We start from the raw sequence: 16,178 nt of genomic DNA, 5'->3' as shown, positions 1-16,178 counted from the left end.
TCGATTCCGAAATGCAAACCTTTCTAAACTCTCGTACGAAATCCCCGGGCGATGACGAAGGATCTCGAGCGCGACCTTGGGTTGTTTGCCGTGATCGCGATTAGTATGGGGGCGATGATCGGGAGCGGCATCTTCATCTTACCCGGGATCGCCATGGCCGAAGCCGGGCCCGCGGTGATCCTCGCGTTCGTGATTGCTGCCATTCTCGTCGTCCCGGCGGCGCTTTCGATCGCCGAACTCGGGACGGCGATGCCCGAAGCGGGCGGTGACTACATCTTCATCGAGCGCGGTCTCGGCCCGTCGTTCGGAACGATCGCCGGACTGGGAACCTGGCTCATGCTGATGCTCAAAGGCTCGCTCGCACTCTATGGCGGCATGTTCTACATCGATTTCGTCTACTCGCTTCCGACGTGGGAGCTCGCGGTTCCTCTCCTCGAGTCGACACTTTCGATCCCCGGCGTCCGCGCCCTCGGGATCACGTTTGCGTTGCTCTTTATTGCGATCAACCTCATCGGCGTCAAACAGACTGGCGGGATACAGTCGATTATGGTCGTGATCATGCTGGTCATTCTCGGCGTCTTTATCGCAGCGACGATCATTCAGGTCGACGGTGCGAACTACGAGTCGTTCTTCAGCGAAGGACTCGACGGCATCTTCGGTGCGACGGCACTCGTTCTCGTCTCCTATGCGGGCGTGACGAAGGTTGCGGCGGTCGCCGAAGAGATCGAGAACCCCGGACGAAACCTCCCACTTGGCTTGCTCCTCTCGCTTATCATCACCGCCGTGATCTACGCCCTGCTCGTGTTCGTGTTGGTCGGCGTCGTGGATGGCGATGCACTGACCGGTGAAAACGAGAACGTGCCGATGGGCGTCGCGACCGAGATCGTCTACGGTGACGCTGTCCTCGGTGGCGTCTCGATCGGATTCTTTGCCGTTGCAGCTATCGTTTTCGCCGCCCTGCTTGCACTCGTCAGCACCGCCAACGCGGGCATCCTGACAGCCTCGCGCTACCCGCTCGCGCTCAGCCGCGACGACCTCTTCCTGAAGAAGTTCGAGTACATCCATCCACGGTTCTCGACGCCCTTCGTCGCCATCCTGACGACTGGCGCGATCATCATCTTCATCGTCGCCACCCAGGAAGTCGACGAGATCGCCAAGATGGCTGGCGCGTTCCAGATTCTCGTCTACATCCTCGTCTGTGGTGCCCTGATCGCGTTCCGTGAACGCGACCTCGAGTGGTACGATCCCGACTTCCATACACCGGGCTATCCGTGGGTCCAACTGTTCGGAATCGCCTCAGGAATCTTCATCATCGCCCAGATGGACACACAGGAGATCGTCGGCTCGATCGTCATCGTGATCTTCGGCTTCGTCTGGTTCAAGTTCTACGCCGAGGACAAGATCGACCGCGAAGGCGTCGCCAAGGGCCTCGCACGCCGTCAGGCGGGCAAACAGTTCGTCGAGGACACCGAACAGCAACTCGCAGACGACGGCACCTACGAGATACTCATTCCGATCCGACAGGATGTCAGCCGCGAACAGGAAGACGCGCTGATCCAGATGGCCGCACCGATCGTCAGTCGACGTGGCGGCCGCATCCGGGTCGTCCGCTTCGACGAGGTTCCCGACCAGGTGCCACTGGACATCCCCGCCGAAGAACTCTCCGAGACCGACCTCGAGTTCGAGGAACGGACCGACGAACTCGTGCGCTATCTCGAGGTGCCAGTCGAGGTCGGCGAGATCGTCAGCCACGACACTCGCCACGCGGTCGTCAACTTCGCCGAACGGACGGGTGCGGACCTCGTGCTCGCGCGCCGCGAGGCGACCAGCCGACTCGGAACCCTGTTCGGCCGTGACACCGACTGGATCATGGAACACGCCCCGTGTGACGTGGTTTTTGTCCAGCACGAACAGCGGATCGGCATCGACGAAATCGCGATCGTCACCGATCGGAGCCCGTTCAACGACCCGCTCAAAGTCGAACTCGCAGACGCGATGGCCGACGTCCTCGGAGCACGGGTCCGGTTTCTCTTTGCAGTCGGCGAAGACGCACCCGACGAACTGACCGAAACGATCGAAGACTACCACGCCGAACTCGACGACCTCTGTACCGTCCCCGTCGAGTCGGCGATCGTCCGCACCGACGACGCAGTGTCGGGCCTCTCGATGGAACTCGAGTCGTCCGACGTCGTCATGCTAAGTACGATGACTCACCGACGACTGCCGGACCTGCTGATCGAACAACGCTCCGACCGCCTCGCTGCCGCGATCGAACAACCCACGATGCTGGTCCACTCCAAAGAGACGCGACGAGGGTCGTTCTTGCGTCCGATCCTCGAACGACTCCTGTTCGAGTAATAAGGTCGACAGAATAGATCACGTAACTTACCCGATCAAACGACTGAGTCAACCGAATTTCGGTTCTCAATATAACTGGAGACTGAACATTTATGAGTTATGCTAGTTTAGGCGATAGTATGCCCATCATTTCGAAAGACGATTTCTCTTATCACACCAACGACTGTCCCGACGTCGGGGACGGGATGCGGACGACATCGCTCCCCGAGGAAGTCACGTCGATCGACGACCTCGAGTGCAGTTGTTGGGACAAGTATGAGTCGCTCGACGAACTCGACTGATACGGAGTGCTGTACCGATGTACCGGCGCGACCGTAGGAGGGCGCGGTCGCACAACTGACGGACAGCGAACCGCTTGACACCGCTGTGATGCCGGTCTCCGACCTGCCTCTCCGTCGGGCTCCGCCCGTTTCCCTTATTTAATCGTTGTTCCTGGCTCTGTGCCCTCGAGAAATGCATCCAGCTCGTCCAGTCCGAAGATCTCGGCATCGGCCTCGAGTTCGAGCAGTGCCTGTACCTTTCCAGCCATCCCACCAGTGACGTCGGTCGCCTCGCTCTCCCCGAGCACGTCGGCCGCATCGTCGAACGTCTCGATTTCCTCGATCACCGCGTCGCCGTCGTCCAACACACCCGGGACCGTCGAACAGAGGCCGACCCGGTCGGCCCCGAGTTCCCGTGCGAGTTCCGCGACGAGCTCGTCGCCGCTGACGACCGTCGCACCAGCGCCCGCGTGGGGAACCAGGTCACCGTGGAGGATCGGAACGAACCCCTCCTCGAGCATCGTTCGGATTCCGTCGATCGGTAACTCGAGGTCGCCATCCCCGTCGCGTGCGGCCATCGAGAACGGATGGACAGGGACGGCGTCGACGTTCCGGCCGAACAGCCGTCGGAGGACGAACCGGTTCAGCGTCGTCATCGCGCCGTGGACGTCCAGCAAAGCGCCGACGTCGTGTGTCCCGTCGGTCGTCGTAATACCGTGTTCGCTTGCGTTGTGATGACCGAAACTGCCGCCACCGTGGACGACCACGAGATCCGTCCAGCCACCGCCGCGGGCGCCAGCGATGGCATCGGCCGCTCGCTCGAGTGCCTCGCCGTCGAGCGTCTCGGGCCGATCTTTCTCGGTAATGACGCTACCGCCGAGTTTCAAGACGATCATTCGAGTCGCTTCACCCCCTCGTCGGCGAGGTCGGCGCGAAACGCGTCCTCACAGCCCGGCGTGAACGACAGCGCCGTCTCGGTCTCCTCGGTCGGATCGAGCGAGACGATACAGCCACCACCGCCGGCACCCGTAAGTTTCGCGCCGTAAGCGCCTGCGTCTCGAGCAGCCCAGACCATCGTGTCGAGCGAGCGCGAGGAGACGCCAAGCGCCGACAGCAGTCCATGGTTGAAGTTCATCAGCCGGCCGACCTCCTCTAAGTTGCCGTCGGAGAGCGCCTGCTCGCCTCGCCGAACCACGTCGCCGATCGATTCGACAGTATCGGCCGCGAACTCGTACTCCTCGCGCAGGTTTCGGACACCAGCGACGAGTTCACCCGTGTCACCAGCGCCGCCGTCGAACCCGACCACGATCGGTAGATCCGGTGTCTCGACCGTGCGACAGTCGTCGTCTTCGACCCTGATCGCGCCACCAGTCGCCGAACAGAGCGTGTCCGCTCGAGAAGCTTGCCCGTCTTGTACCTCATACTCCGTCCGGAAAGCCCGTTCCGCGAGCTCGTCGGTCTCGAGCGTGACACCGAGTTCCCGGGTGGCCGCGTCGATGGCGGCGACGACGACCGCGGCCGAGGAACCCAGGCCGGCACCGAGTGGAATGTCGCTTTCGATAGTGACGTCGAACCCGACATCGTCCTCACCCGTCACGTCCCGAACCTGGTCGATCGCACCGTCGACGTACCCCATCGCTGCGCTGACCAGCGACTCGGCGGCGTCGATGTCCGGCCGTCCGTCGGCCGGGCCGCCGTACTCGACGGTGAACCCGTCGAGGCTGAGATCCTCGGCGTGGACCCGAAGTTTACTGTCGTCTCGTTTCTCGACGCCGACCCGCGCCCGCAACTCGATGGCACACGGGACTGCAGGTTCGCCATAGACCACTGCGTGTTCCCCGAAGAGATAGATCTTACCGGGGGCACTCGAGACTGCCATAGAGGGCCGTTCGCACGACGACGCTTAATAGCTATCTTCTCCGACCGGCCACGTGTCGTTTAAGCAACCGCCGTGCGAACGCGAACCCATGTCTCTCGTCTTGCCGAGCGAACTCGTCGTCGACCGGTTTCTTCCGACGGTGCGTGCGATGATCGCTCGACGCCTCGCCGATCACGGTATGACACAACAGGAGATTGCGAGCGAACTCGGCGTTACCCAGGCCGCAGTCAGCAAGTACCTGAGCGGCGACAGCGGCGGGGACGACCGCTTTCGCAACCACCGAGAAACAGTCGCAACCGTCGACCGGATCGCCGACGGCCTCGCGAGCAGCGAGATGGACGGCTACGACGCGCTGGCCGAACTGCTCGCACTCGTCCGCAGCCTCACAGACCGCGGCCCGATCTGCGAGATTCACGAGGCCGAGATGCCCGAACTCGAGGGGCTGGGCTGTGATCTCTGCGTTCGCGGTCTCGATCCCGCCGTCCGACTCGAACGCGACGTCCTCGAGAACGTCCGGACCGCCGCACGGCGGCTCGCGGCGATCCCCCGCATAGTCGATTCCGTTCCAAACGTCGGAACCAACGTCGGCATGGCGCTGCCCGACGCCGAGAACGTGACCGACGTCGCCGCCATCCCCGGCCGCATCTACGCCATGGGCGGCCGGGTCGAAATCCCAGCCAACCCCGAGTTCGGAGCGTCACAGCACGTCGCCACCGCAGTCCTCGCAGCTACCGCCGTCGACTCCGAAGTCAGGAGTGGACTAAACGTCGCAACCAACTCACACCTCCTCGAGCGAGCGCGCGAACTCGGAATCGAGCCACTCGAGTTCGATGCCGACTACGACGACCGTCGCAGTCACCTCCAGAAACAGTTCGACGACCGCGGCGAGGTTCCACCCGTCGCCTACCACCAGGGTGCGTACGGAATCGAACCCGTCACTTACGTGTTCGGCCGAACGGCCGTCGAAGCGACCGAACTGCTCGAAGAACTGGTCGCGCCGGCGTAGTCACGCCGACCACAGCGGCTACCCCATACGGTTTGCTGTCCGTCAGTTCCGGCGCGACCACAGGCGGGCTCGCGGTCACGCCGGTATATCGGTACAGCATCCGTATCAAGCAGCGACAGCGAGTGAAACAGTTCGCTGTAACGACGCACGGCCCCAAGACGGTCGCGGTCGGAACCCGACGAGCAGTCGCTCCCGTAAGCAGTCAGAACCCGACGAGCAGTCGATACGGGATGCCGACCGCGAAAATAGCGATCAGTGCCGCCGTGGCGAACAGCACTACCGAAGGAACCTTCTCTTTCTCGAACTCGAATACGTGGTCGATCATACCCGACGTTGCGAGGGAAGACAGGTAATTCTGTCGAGAGCGAGTCGACTCTCGTACGAATTGCTGTTCCGTTGTCGCCGCTTCCGGTCGCGGCTGGACCGGCACCATCGACAGTACAGTAGCCCGTCCCGAGCACGAAGCCAGCGACTCGGCGTTTCTCGAAGACATCGGAGAAAAACGATCGGATCGACTTCCGAAACTTAGACGCCGCTCTCGAAGTCCTCGAGCGAGTAGGACGGCTCTGCACCGCGCTGATCGAGCACCTCGTTTGCGAGCAGCCAGTAGACGACCGAGAGAGCCTTGCGACCCTTGTTGTTGGTCGGGACGACCAGATCGACGTTGCTGACCTGGTTGTTCGAGTCACACATCGCGATGACCGGGATACCCACCGTGATGGCCTCTTTGACGGCCTGGGCGTCGCCGATCGGGTCCGTGACGACGAGAACATCGGGTTCGATGTAGCCGTCGTACTTCGGATTCGTCAGCGTACCCGGAATGAACCGACCCGTGCGCGCTCGAGCGCCGACCGCTTCCGCGAACTTCTCGGCCGGGAACCGACCGTACTGGCGACTCGAGGTGACCAGGATCTGTTCGGGGTCGTAGTTGGCGAGGAAGTTCGCGGCCGTGCGGATGCGGCCGTCGGTTTTCGAGACGTCGAGCACGTAGAGCCCGTCGGTCCGGACGCGGTGGATGAACCGCTCCATGTCCTGGGTCTTTTGCTGGGTCCCGATGTGGACGCCAGCGCCGAGGTAGTCCTCGACGGGGATCAGCAGGTCGGCTTCCTCGTCGGACATCACGTCGTCGTCGAGGGATGGGCCTGCGTCTTCCTCGGGTTCTTCTGCCTCGGCGTCAGCCTCGTTGGCCTCGGCGTCGGCGGTCTGTTCCGCTGGCTCGACGTCGTCCTGATCGGCGGCGGGGCCAGCCCCTTCGGCCGGCTCCTCGTCGATCTCTTCTTCGGCGGCGTCGAGCCCTTCCTGGGATGCGTTGTCGTCTGTCATGTCGCGTCGTCTGCGATTCTGATGAGCTCGTTTAGCTTGGCAGTTCGCTCGCCGCCGACGGCACCCGTCTTGATGAAGGGTGCGTCGGTTGCGACGGCGAGGTGTGCGATAGTCGTATCCTCGGTCTCGCCCGAGCGGTGGGAGACGACCGAGTCGTAGCCGTGTGCAGTCGCGAGTTCGATCGCGTCGAAAGCGTCGGACAGCGTCCCGATCTGATTTGGCTTGATCAGGATGCTGTTTGCTGCGTTGCGATCGATCCCCTCACGCAGGCGGTCCGTGTTCGTAACGAACAGATCATCGCCACAGATCAGCGTTCGCTCTCCGACTTCCTCGGTGAGGTCGCCAAACGCGTCGTAATCGTTCTCGTCGAGTGGGTCCTCGACGTAGACGAGGTCGTACTCGTCGACGAGTTCGGCGATGTACGCGATCTGTTCGTCTGTGTCGCGGCTCTCGTCGCTGTACTCGTACGTCTCCGAGTCGGCATCGTACAGCTCCGCGCCGGCGACATCGAGCCCGAATCTGATCTCGAACCCGACTTCGGCTTCGACCAGCGAGACAGCCTCGGCGACGATTTCGAAGGCCTCGCTGTCGTCGATCGACGGTGCCCACGCGCCTTCGTCGCCTTTCCCGCAGGCAACGCCACGGTCCTCGAGCAGCTCTGCGACGGCTTCGTGGACGGCCGCGTTGGCGAAGACAGCGTCTTCGACGCTCGGAGCTCCGACCGGTGCGGCCAGAAACTCCTGAATGTCGGTCGCGTCGGCGGCGTGTTCGCCACCGCCGACGACGTTCCCGAGCGGGATCGGGAAGCTCTGACCGCGGAAGGTGCCACCAAGGTGTTGGAACAGTGGTGCGCCGAGCACGTCGGCACCGGCCTTCGCTGCGGCCATCGAGATCGCGACCGCGCTGTTGGCACCAATCTCCGAGAAATCGTCGGTTCCGTCGGCTGCGTGCAAGATCGCGTCGACCTCGCGCTGGTTACCGGCGTACGCCTCGCCGACGAGACGCGGAACGGCGTGTTCACGAGCCGCGGCGATCGCCTCGGACGGCGGCCGTTCGACGGCCTCGTACTCGCCCGTACTGGCACCGCTTGGCGCTGCTGCACGGCCGAAACCACCGCTCTCTGTGAGGACGTCGGCCTCGACCGTCGGACTGCCACGCGAGTCGATCGTCCGGCGGAGTCGAACGTCGGTAATCAGCGTCATTGTCGATCCTTCCCTCGTTTGACCGTAAAGGGCAACACGCCAGCGTCGTACTCTTCGGCGGCGATCAGGATCGGCTCAGCCCGGTCCGTCTCGATCAACACTGGTGCCCCGTACGATATCTGCAGCGCTCGAGCGCCGAGGATGCGGGCTTTCTCGTATCGATTGTGACGTTGCTGTTGCATGTTACTGGTACGGAGAGACGACGTCGACGAGGTCGGTGTGACTCACGAGCATGCGCCGACAGCAGTAGCGGTCGACGCCCAAGTCGTCGAGTACTTCCTGGGGATCTTCGTCGCCTTCGTTCGCCCGTTCGTCGAACTCCTCCCAGTGCTCGCCGACGACGCTGCCACAGGTGAAACACCGAACCGGTACCATCATATATCGATCACCTTAACGGTAGGACTTCTGGTAGCGAGCCCGAGCGCCCGGGCCACCCCATTTTTTCGGTTCGGACTGACGAACGTCGTTGACCAGCAGCGACCGGTCGAACTCCATGAACGCGTCGCGGAGTTCGGCGTCGTTCGTGTGCTGGACGATGCCACGAGCGATGGCGGTACGGACGGCGTCTGCCTGTCCGCTGATACCGCCACCCTCGACATCGACGTCGATGTCCATCTCGCTACGCAGCTCGTCGCCCACGATGCGGAACGGCTCGAGCATCTTGAGCCGCGACATCTCGGGCTCGACCAGCTCGACGGGCTGGGAGTTGATTCGCACGCGACCCTCGCCCTCGCGTACGGTTGCGCGAGCGACGGCCGTCTTTTTCTTGCCACTCGTGTTGGTTACCATGTGACGTTAGCACCGAGTTGGTCGGAGACTTCGCCCAGCTGGACGAAGCGAATGTTCGAAAGCCGATCCAGCGACGTGTCCTCGAGGACTTCCGACTCCTGTTCCTCGTAAGGGTTGCCGACGTAGACACGAACGTTCTCGAGTGCCTCTCGACCGCGGGGCTTCTTGTACGGAAGCATGCCACGGACCGAGCGCTTGAAGATCGTGTCCGGTCGCTTCGGGTAGTACGGTCCGCTGTCGGAGCCGAGCTGGAGCCGCTTGCGGTAGGTCTCGAAGATGTCTTCCTTGTCGCCGGTGATGACTGCGTCTTCGGCGTTGACGATCGCAACGCGCTCGCCATCGAGTGCACGCTGTGCGACCTGACTCGCGACGCGACCGAGAATACAGTCCCGGGCGTCGACGACGACGTCTGCGTCGAACTCTGCGATACTCATCGAATCACCCGTACGTCGGAGCCTTCTGGGTTCTCTTCGAGCACTTGCTCGAGCGGTACTGGGTCACCGACCTGGTCGATCTTCGTCTCGGCTGACGAAGAGAAGTCGATGGCAGCGACGGTGACGTTCTTCTGTAGTGCGCCGGAGCCCAGCACTTTGCCGGGAACGACGACGGTCTCTTCTTCGCGTGCGTATCGCTCGATCTGGCCCAGGTTCACCTCAGCGTGAGTGCGCCGGGGCTTCTCGAGACGATCCGCAACGTCTCGCCAGACGTCGGCGTCCGTCTCGCGGGACGTCGACTTCAGGTCGGCGATGAGATCGTTGAGTCTCGGGTTAGTCTTGCTACTCATTGGTTACCTCCAAATCCGCAATCGACCGGCGACGGAGCGCCACCGGCCGTGGTCGTACTGACCGTGAAATCGATTCGAGAGAAGTGATGCAGGGAGCAGGATTTGAACCTGCGGACTCCTACGAGACAGCGCCCTGAACGCTGCGCCGTTGGCCAGACTTGGCTATCCCTGCTTGCACTTCTGTCTACCCGCCGCCCCTTCAAACCCCTTTCGATTCCATCGGACGAAACCGAGCCGCTTGACGCGAACCTGCCAGCCTCGTAGCACACGGCACTGGCGACTCTCGAGGCGTCCTCGCGGCCGATTTCGTCGGTCTCGGGTCGGGGGCGTGGGTACATGTCTATAGCTGTACTGCGTCTTCGAGTTCGGTTGCACGCGCCTCGATCGTATCGGCGGCACGCGTGACCAGCTCTTCGATCGGGAACGAACCGTCCGTCTCCACGTGGAAGACGAAGGCGTTTGGCACGTCCTCGATCTCGACTTCCTTGCCGGGATACCGATTCGAGAGATCGTGATCGAACTCCGTCGTCGAGACGAGTTCGCCGTCGTCTTCTATTACGCCACGGACGATCCGACTCCCTTCTTCCTCGAACTCCGGCACGTCGCCGACGACCTCCACGTGCTGGAGGTGTCGGTAGCCGACGGCCACACCGCCCTGGTGTTTGGCGTGTTCTTTACCGCGGTCGAGGGTCGCCTCGGCCTCGGCTTCCAGGCGCTGACCGTCTTTGAGCTCGATGATCGGCACGTTCTCGTCGGCCGGCTGGACGAGGTCGTCGCTCGAGACGAGATCGCCGGAGTAGGCGGTAGCTGGTCCTTCGACGTCGATCGAGAGCGTGACGGTATCGTCCTCGCCGAACTCGCCTTCGGGAGGCGTCGTCAGCGGGACGAGCCCCAGTCGAAGCGCGAGTTGTTCGTCGAACATGACCGACGAGTTCTCGACGAACCGGACGGTGTCGATCGCCATCGTCGGCACGTCGGCGAGCATCGCACGACGGATGCCGTTGGCGAACGCGGGCGTCACGTTGCGGACGAGAAACCGCGCGTTTCGGTCGTCGCGTTCGACGAACTCGACGTCGTACTCCTCAGTCATGATCTAGTAGCCGCCCTTGCCTTTGGGTGCGCGCGATCCGTCGTGTGGGATCGGGGTGACGTCTTCGATACGTCCGATCTCGATACCGGAGCGTGCGAGTGCACGAATCGTCGCCTGTGCACCCGGTCCGGGGGACTTCTGGAGGTTGCCACCTGGACCACGTACGCGGACGTGAAGCCCGGTGATGCCTGCGGCTTTGACCTCCTCGGCGACGGACTCGGCCATTTGCATCGCAGCGTATGGCGATGCCTCGTCGCGGTTCTGCTTGACCGCCGTGCCACCGCTGGACTTGGCGATCGTCTCCGCGCCCGTGAGGTCGGTCACGGTCATGATTGTGTTGTTGAACGATGCGTGCACGTGGGCGATGCCCCACTTTTCGTCGTCCTGACTCATGGTTTACTGACCCTCCGCGCGCTCGGGGTGGAGTTCGTCCGCCAGCGGACTGCTCTCGTCGAACTCGACGAGATTCTCCTCGTCGACATCGACGACGTAGGACGGTACCTGGTGTCGCTGACTGCCGACCACGACGTGGCCGTGCGTGATGAACTGACGGGCCTGCTCGGTCGTGTTCGCGAGTCCTTTCCGGTAGACGACCGTCTGGAGTCGACGCTCGAGAACGTCTTCGACCTCGAGACCGAGGACGTCGCCGAGTTCGTCGGTTTCGTCGAGGATGCCGACGCGTTTGAGCCGACCGAGGAACTCTTCGGACCGGCGCTGGACGGTTGCGTCGCCCTGTGGCTGGCCGAGCAACTCCCGGGCCTCGCGCCGGTAGGAGCGAAGCTGGGACTGTGCTCGCCAGAGCTCTTCTTTGTTCTTGAGGCCGTAGCGGTCGATGAGGGAGTGTTCGTTGGCGATGCGCTCACCCTGGTAGGGGTGGTTCGGTGTCTCGTACTGTTTGGTGTCGGTTCCGAGTGGCATCGTTACTCACCCTCCTCTTCGTCGCCGCCTTCTTCGGCTTCTTCGCGGATCTCTTCGACGTTGACTCCGATAGTGCCCTCCGTACGACCGGTGGACTTCGTTCGCTGGCCGCGAACCTTCTGGCCGCGCTTGTGACGCACGCCCTTGTAGGAGTCGATCATCTTCATCCGGTTGATGTCGTGCTGGCGAGTCAACTCGAGGTCGTTGCCGATCTCGTGAGTCGTTTCGCCGGTGTAGAAGTCCGACTGACGGTTGTTGAGCCAGTCAGGGACTTCGTCGGCGTAGCTCTCTACGAGTTCGACGACCTCGTCGATGACGTCGTCGTCGAGTCGACCGAACGTCGCCGTTCGATCGATGCCCGCTTCGTCGGCGATGATCCGGGCGGTCCGGCGACCGATCCCAGTCATCTCCGACAGCGAGCGCTCGACCGACTTCGTCCCGTCGAGGTCGGTTTGACCGATCCGGACGAAGTACTGCAGGTCTTCGTCCTCCTCTTGTTCTTGGGGTTCTTCTGCGCTCATGTATCGTGTATCTCTGTCTGGTCTGCAGGCGTTGCAATGTAGACTGGCGAAAGGCCAGTCTCGGGAAATCCGACGTCGTGGCGGGGATTCGAACCCCGGAGGCTTGACGCCACATGGTTAGCAACCATGCGCCTTGGGCCGCTTGGCTACCACGACACCGAGTCTTTCTGGTATCGTCGCCCTTCCGGACTCGGGGATCGCTCCCCTGCACGTAGTGCACCCGAACGTACCCGGGACGACTACTTAAGCGCAACGAAAGTCCCGGACCGTCGGCGACCGATCCCACGCGAACCGATGACACATGCCGTTGGGCTGACTTTATTATCGCTGGGCTGGTGGGGGTAACTAGTGGTCCGAGACAGGTTCCCCACCGTCGCCCGGCTAATCGCTGCGATCGGTGGTGTCGCTGCAATCGCCCTGGCAGCAGCGACCGTCGACTCTCCCGTCGAGTTCGGCGGGTCGGGCGGTGCCGGCACCGGTGACGGCAGTGGCACCGGCCTCGCCGACCAGCCGCCGGCCGACCGCCCGGTCGAAACCGTCGACGTCCCGCCGTTTCTCGAGTACCTCGTCTACGCTCTCCTGATCTTCGTGACGATCGTCGTCGTCTGGTACCTGCTCACTCACAGACGCGACGCGCTCCGCGTACTCGCGCTTTGTCTCCTCGTCGCGCTGTTCGTTTTCGCGGTCGTCCAGGTTGCCCCCGAGTTGTTCCCGCCAGAGGAGACTGTCGAAGAGCCCGGTAGCGCTCTCGCGGGCGGTGGAGACGACGGATTCGGAACTGGAGACGGCGACGCAGTCGCCGCCGAGCCGATCGTCGCCTTTCTCGTGGTTGTAACTGTGATCGTCGTCGGCGGACTCCTCATCAGTCGCCACGACGGATCGGAAACGGCCGACGGCGAGCCTGCAGCCGACGCCGCCGAGCCCGACGAACGGGGTGCCAGCGCCGCAGCCGTCGGCTCCGCTGCCGGACGAGCCGCAGACCGACTCTCCGACGCGACGGACATCGACAACGAGATCTATCGCGCGTGGCGAGAGATGACTCGGCCACTCGAGGTCGACAGGCCGGAGTCGAGCACGCCACGGGAGTTCGCGCAAGCCGCGATCGACGTCGGACTCGAGCGGGACCACGTCGAGGAACTCACGCGTCTGTTCGAGGACGTCAGATACGGTCACGAGGAGCCGACACCGGAGATGGAACGGCGGGCGACGACCGTTCTCCGGGAGATAGAGTTGGTTTACGCCGAGAGCGACGGTGACGCGACCGTGTGCGAAGACGGTGCCAGGGAGGTCGACCGATGAGCGCCAGCAGCCGTACCGCTTTCCTGGTGCTTGGGACTCTGGCGTTCGTCGGCGCGATCGCGGTCAGCAGTGGTCTCCTGACGATCGGCCTGACGGAGACGGCCGTCGTCCTCGTTGCCCTGCTCGTCCTCGGAATCGCCTTCCGAAGCGTCTCGCGGCGACGCGGCGTCCGCACACGACTCGGAACTCCTGACCCCGAACGAACAGTCCACGTCGCCGTCCCCGGCGAGACCGTCTCCGACGCGCTCTCGACGTTCCGTCAAGTCTCCTCGCGGCACGGAACCGTCAACCGGCGGATCGCCGACAGCCTCCGGGACGTCGCCGTCGCCGTTCTCACCCGATTCGAGGGTGACCCGCCCGAGGCCGCCAAGCAACAACTCGAGGACGGAACCTGGACCGACGACCAGATTGCGGCCGCGTTCCTCTCCCCGGACCTCGAACGTCCGGTCCGATCGATCCGGGATCGAGTCGGCGGGCTTCTCGGATACGGAAACGGATCGCGTTTCCAGTCCGGAGTCTCCCATGCGGTCGCCGAAATCGCCGCGATCGGATACGAGTCCGACACACCGGCCGGAGATCGCACTCTCCCGACGTACAGGTTCGGCCGCCAATTCGGCCGGGAGGACGAGCCACCCCGACGGACGAGGGCCGACGACGACCCGATCGACGGAATCGAACCGGCCCGGCAAATCGCGACCGGCTACTGGACCGGGATCGGAGTCGTCGCGCTTGCCGCCGTCGGCATCGGTGCACTCGCCGAATCCCCAGCCGTCGTCCTCGCCGGCGTCGTCGGCGTCGGCTACGCGGGCTTTGCACGCGCGTTCGACTCACCGACACTCGAACTCTCCCTCGAGCGATCAGTCAGCGAGACCGACCCCGAACCCGGCGACGAGGTCGACGTCACCGTCACGATCACGAACGAACGAGGATCGTTCGTCCCCGACCTCCGGATCGTCGACGGCGTCCCACCGGGGATGGTCGTCACCACGGGCTCGAGTCGACTCGGAACGGCACTCCGACCCGGCGAGTCGGCCACACTCGAGTACACGACCGTCGTCCAGCGCGGGAACCACGCGTTCGATCCCGCGCTCGTGCTCGCCCGCGACCTCTCGCAGTCGACCGAACGAGAGTTCTTTCTGGGGGCCGACCACGGGGAGACGACCGTCGTCTGCGAGCCCGACCTCCGGCCGATCGCCACGTCGGTTCCGATACGGGCGACTGCGACATCGTTTTCCGGCCGACTCCTGACCGCCGACGGCGGCTCCGGGACGACGTTTCACTCGGTCCGGGAGTATCGCTCGAGCGACCCGCTCTCACGGATCGACTGGAACCGCCGTGCGAAGACCGGCGAACTCACGACGCTCGAGTTCCACGAGGAGCGATCGGCACGAGTCGTCGTCCTCGTCGACGCCCGGAAGTCGGCCTACGTCGCGCCGACCGCCGACGGAACGCACGCCGTCGACCGGTCGATCGCCGCCGCGGGCCGAATCGGTGCGACCCTACTCGAGGACGGCCACTCGATTGGGCTCGCAGGTATCGGTCCAGTCGGCTCCGAAAGTGAGCGTCGACGGAGCGACGAGGCCTGCTGGCTCGCGCCCGCGTCCGGTCGCCACCACGAACTGCAGTTCCGGGAGTTGCTCGCGACTCACTCACAGTTCGACGCCTCCCCGCCGGACCGAGAGGTTCCGTGGCTCACCCAGTTGCGAACGCTCCGGCGTCGCCTCTCGGCAGAGACGGGGATCGTCCTGCTCTCGCCGCTGTGTGACGGCGGCTCGGCCGACGTCGCCCGCCGACTCGAGGCGCGTGGCCATCCGGTCACCGTCGTCAGCCCTGACCCGACCGCCGACGAAACCGCCGGCCAGCGGCTGGCAGGGGTCGCCCGCCGCGTCCGCCGATTCGACCTCGAGCGCGCCGGTATCCGGGTCGTAGACTGGCCCGACGACGAACCGATCGACGAGACCGTCGCCCGTTATGCCCGCAGTGGGGGTGGGATTCGATGAACGAACCTGCGGCTACCGACGTGGCGGCCGAACGTCCCGACCCCGACGCTGGCGTCGACCTGACGCGAAAGCCGACGCTCGCCTCGAGCGCCGCCGCCGTCGGTACGGGAGCCGTCGCGGCGCTCGTCGCAGGTTTCGTCTCCACCATGGCGCTCGCTATCGGTGCCACAGGGATCGTCGTCCTCGCTGTTGCACTCGCGATCGGCAATCGTGACGCCGTCGACGCGGGCGCGTTCGTCGTCTTCGCTGGCGTCTTGATCGCCGGAGTTCAGGGCGGCGTCGCTGCGGTCGAACCGACACTCGTCGGGACGATTGCGGCAGTCCTCGCCTGGGACCGCGCACACGCCGCTGTCGACCTCGGCGAACAACTCGGTCGTGAAACCCCGACGCTCCGACTCGAGGCCGTCGGCTTCGCCTCGAGTCTGCTGGTCGGCCTGCTGTCGGGAACGGTCGGCTACGCCGTCTACGTCTTCGGCACTGGCAGTCAGCCGGTTCCAGCGTTAGTATTGTTGTTGCTCGCGGCGCTTTTCATCACGATCGGGCTGGGCTCCGGAAAACGGGAGAGAAACTGGCGCTCGAGTCGAAGAGACTAGCAGTCGTCGTGTGAGTGTTCGATCCAGACGGAGGGCGGAACGATTTACCGGTGCAACCGCTTCGGGTCGCGGGTGTGCCGACAACGACAGACAGAAAACCGGACGAGACGGTCGACGATATCGAGTGGGCACACACTGTCGGCCAGGTCGCGGTCG

Annotated in this window: 20 protein-coding genes and 2 tRNA genes; 6 read left to right on the top strand and 16 right to left on the bottom strand. The window is 63.8% G+C overall.

Translation table 11 applies throughout. The features are described from left to right. Positions 1–51 precede the first annotated feature (51 nt). Together NATGR_RS12510 and NATGR_RS19955 are read left to right on the top strand one after the other, a co-directional pair. The gene (locus NATGR_RS12510) at positions 52–2,358 is read left to right on the top strand and encodes an amino acid permease (protein ID WP_005579719.1); all 2,307 of its coding nucleotides are present in this window, start codon (positions 52–54) and stop codon (positions 2,356–2,358) included. Between the two features lie 119 nt (positions 2,359–2,477). After that, positions 2,478–2,639 (top strand): hypothetical protein, encoded by a 162-nt coding sequence (locus tag NATGR_RS19955; protein ID WP_005579718.1) that lies wholly within the window; start codon positions 2,478–2,480, stop codon positions 2,637–2,639. A 134-nt stretch (positions 2,640–2,773) separates the two neighbouring features. Here the strand turns inward: NATGR_RS19955 and NATGR_RS12505 are convergent, their stop codons facing one another. Beyond that, positions 2,774–3,514: an isopentenyl phosphate kinase gene (locus NATGR_RS12505; RefSeq protein WP_005579717.1), complete on the bottom strand. Its 741-nt coding sequence runs from the start codon at positions 3,512–3,514 to the stop codon at positions 2,774–2,776. Beyond that, complete coding sequence (gene mvk, locus NATGR_RS12500; RefSeq protein WP_005579716.1) at positions 3,511–4,497, bottom strand: mevalonate kinase; 987 nt, start codon at positions 4,495–4,497, stop codon at positions 3,511–3,513. The genes NATGR_RS12505 and mvk overlap by 4 nt, the downstream gene beginning before the upstream one ends. A gap of 88 nt (positions 4,498–4,585) precedes the next feature. On the opposite strand from mvk, the gene NATGR_RS12495 reads away from it, so the two are divergent. Beyond that, a complete protein-coding gene (locus NATGR_RS12495; RefSeq protein ID WP_005579715.1) occupies positions 4,586–5,503 on the top strand; it encodes a thiamine-phosphate synthase family protein in 918 nt (305 codons plus the stop codon). Positions 5,504–5,705: 202 nt separating this feature from the next. Here the strand turns inward: NATGR_RS12495 and NATGR_RS20455 are convergent, their stop codons facing one another. The 14 genes from NATGR_RS20455 to NATGR_RS12430 all read right to left on the bottom strand — a co-directional run bounded on the left by NATGR_RS20455 (position 5,706) and on the right by NATGR_RS12430 (position 12,286). Then, positions 5,706–5,828: a hypothetical protein gene (locus tag NATGR_RS20455; protein ID WP_005579714.1), complete on the bottom strand. Its 123-nt coding sequence runs from the start codon at positions 5,826–5,828 to the stop codon at positions 5,706–5,708. Positions 5,829–6,028: 200 nt separating this feature from the next. Beyond that, a complete protein-coding gene (rpsB, locus tag NATGR_RS12490) occupies positions 6,029–6,826 on the bottom strand; it encodes a 30S ribosomal protein S2 (protein ID WP_005579713.1) in 798 nt (265 codons plus the stop codon). After that, a complete protein-coding gene (gene eno / locus NATGR_RS12485) occupies positions 6,823–8,028 on the bottom strand; it encodes a phosphopyruvate hydratase (RefSeq protein WP_005579712.1) in 1,206 nt (401 codons plus the stop codon). The genes rpsB and eno overlap by 4 nt, the downstream gene beginning before the upstream one ends. Beyond that, complete coding sequence (locus NATGR_RS12480; protein ID WP_005579711.1) at positions 8,025–8,210, bottom strand: DNA-directed RNA polymerase subunit K; 186 nt, start codon at positions 8,208–8,210, stop codon at positions 8,025–8,027. The genes eno and NATGR_RS12480 overlap by 4 nt, the downstream gene beginning before the upstream one ends. 1 nt (position 8,211) lies before the next feature. Then, the gene (locus NATGR_RS12475) at positions 8,212–8,406 is read right to left on the bottom strand and encodes a DNA-directed RNA polymerase subunit N (protein WP_005579710.1); all 195 of its coding nucleotides are present in this window, start codon (positions 8,404–8,406) and stop codon (positions 8,212–8,214) included. 12 nt (positions 8,407–8,418) lie between these two features. Beyond that, on the bottom strand, positions 8,419–8,817 hold the full coding sequence (locus NATGR_RS12470; RefSeq protein WP_005579709.1) for a 30S ribosomal protein S9: 399 nt from the start codon (positions 8,815–8,817) through the stop codon (positions 8,419–8,421). Continuing rightward, positions 8,811–9,251: a 50S ribosomal protein L13 gene (locus tag NATGR_RS12465; protein WP_005579707.1), complete on the bottom strand. Its 441-nt coding sequence runs from the start codon at positions 9,249–9,251 to the stop codon at positions 8,811–8,813. The genes NATGR_RS12470 and NATGR_RS12465 overlap by 7 nt, the downstream gene beginning before the upstream one ends. Next, positions 9,248–9,601: a 50S ribosomal protein L18e gene (locus tag NATGR_RS12460; protein WP_005579705.1), complete on the bottom strand. Its 354-nt coding sequence runs from the start codon at positions 9,599–9,601 to the stop codon at positions 9,248–9,250. The genes NATGR_RS12465 and NATGR_RS12460 overlap by 4 nt, the downstream gene beginning before the upstream one ends. A gap of 87 nt (positions 9,602–9,688) precedes the next feature. Beyond that, a tRNA-Leu gene (locus NATGR_RS12455) sits at positions 9,689–9,773 on the bottom strand. A gap of 168 nt (positions 9,774–9,941) precedes the next feature. Next, complete coding sequence (locus NATGR_RS12450; RefSeq protein WP_005579704.1) at positions 9,942–10,691, bottom strand: DNA-directed RNA polymerase subunit D; 750 nt, start codon at positions 10,689–10,691, stop codon at positions 9,942–9,944. 3 nt (positions 10,692–10,694) lie between these two features. Beyond that, complete coding sequence (locus NATGR_RS12445) at positions 10,695–11,084, bottom strand: 30S ribosomal protein S11 (RefSeq protein WP_005579703.1); 390 nt, start codon at positions 11,082–11,084, stop codon at positions 10,695–10,697. Between the two features lie 3 nt (positions 11,085–11,087). Next, positions 11,088–11,609, bottom strand: coding sequence for a 30S ribosomal protein S4 (locus NATGR_RS12440; RefSeq protein ID WP_005579702.1), 522 nt, complete (start codon positions 11,607–11,609; stop codon positions 11,088–11,090). 2 nt (positions 11,610–11,611) lie between these two features. Next, positions 11,612–12,130 (bottom strand): 30S ribosomal protein S13, encoded by a 519-nt coding sequence (locus NATGR_RS12435; protein WP_005579700.1) that lies wholly within the window; start codon positions 12,128–12,130, stop codon positions 11,612–11,614. A gap of 73 nt (positions 12,131–12,203) precedes the next feature. Further along, positions 12,204–12,286: transfer RNA gene (locus NATGR_RS12430), tRNA-Ser, on the bottom strand. Between the two features lie 192 nt (positions 12,287–12,478). Between NATGR_RS12430 and NATGR_RS12425 the strand changes: the two genes are divergently transcribed. From NATGR_RS12425 to NATGR_RS12415, 3 genes are read left to right on the top strand one after another with little or no spacing between them, the layout of a single operon-like run. Further along, a complete protein-coding gene (locus NATGR_RS12425) occupies positions 12,479–13,429 on the top strand; it encodes a DUF4129 domain-containing protein (protein ID WP_015233644.1) in 951 nt (316 codons plus the stop codon). Further along, on the top strand, positions 13,426–15,429 hold the full coding sequence (locus tag NATGR_RS12420; protein ID WP_005579697.1) for a DUF58 domain-containing protein: 2,004 nt from the start codon (positions 13,426–13,428) through the stop codon (positions 15,427–15,429). The genes NATGR_RS12425 and NATGR_RS12420 overlap by 4 nt, the downstream gene beginning before the upstream one ends. After that, a complete protein-coding gene (locus NATGR_RS12415) occupies positions 15,426–16,022 on the top strand; it encodes a DUF7519 family protein (RefSeq protein WP_005579696.1) in 597 nt (198 codons plus the stop codon). Before NATGR_RS12420 ends, NATGR_RS12415 begins: the two co-directional genes overlap by 4 nt. The last annotated feature ends 156 nt before the right edge of the window (positions 16,023–16,178 follow it).

Source organism: Natronobacterium gregoryi SP2 (assembly GCF_000230715.2).
In the GTDB taxonomy this organism is placed as follows: domain Archaea; phylum Halobacteriota; class Halobacteria; order Halobacteriales; family Natrialbaceae; genus Natronobacterium; species Natronobacterium gregoryi.
The sequence above is the reverse complement of the archived record's forward strand: the minus strand, read 5'-3'. Positions and strand labels throughout refer to the sequence as shown.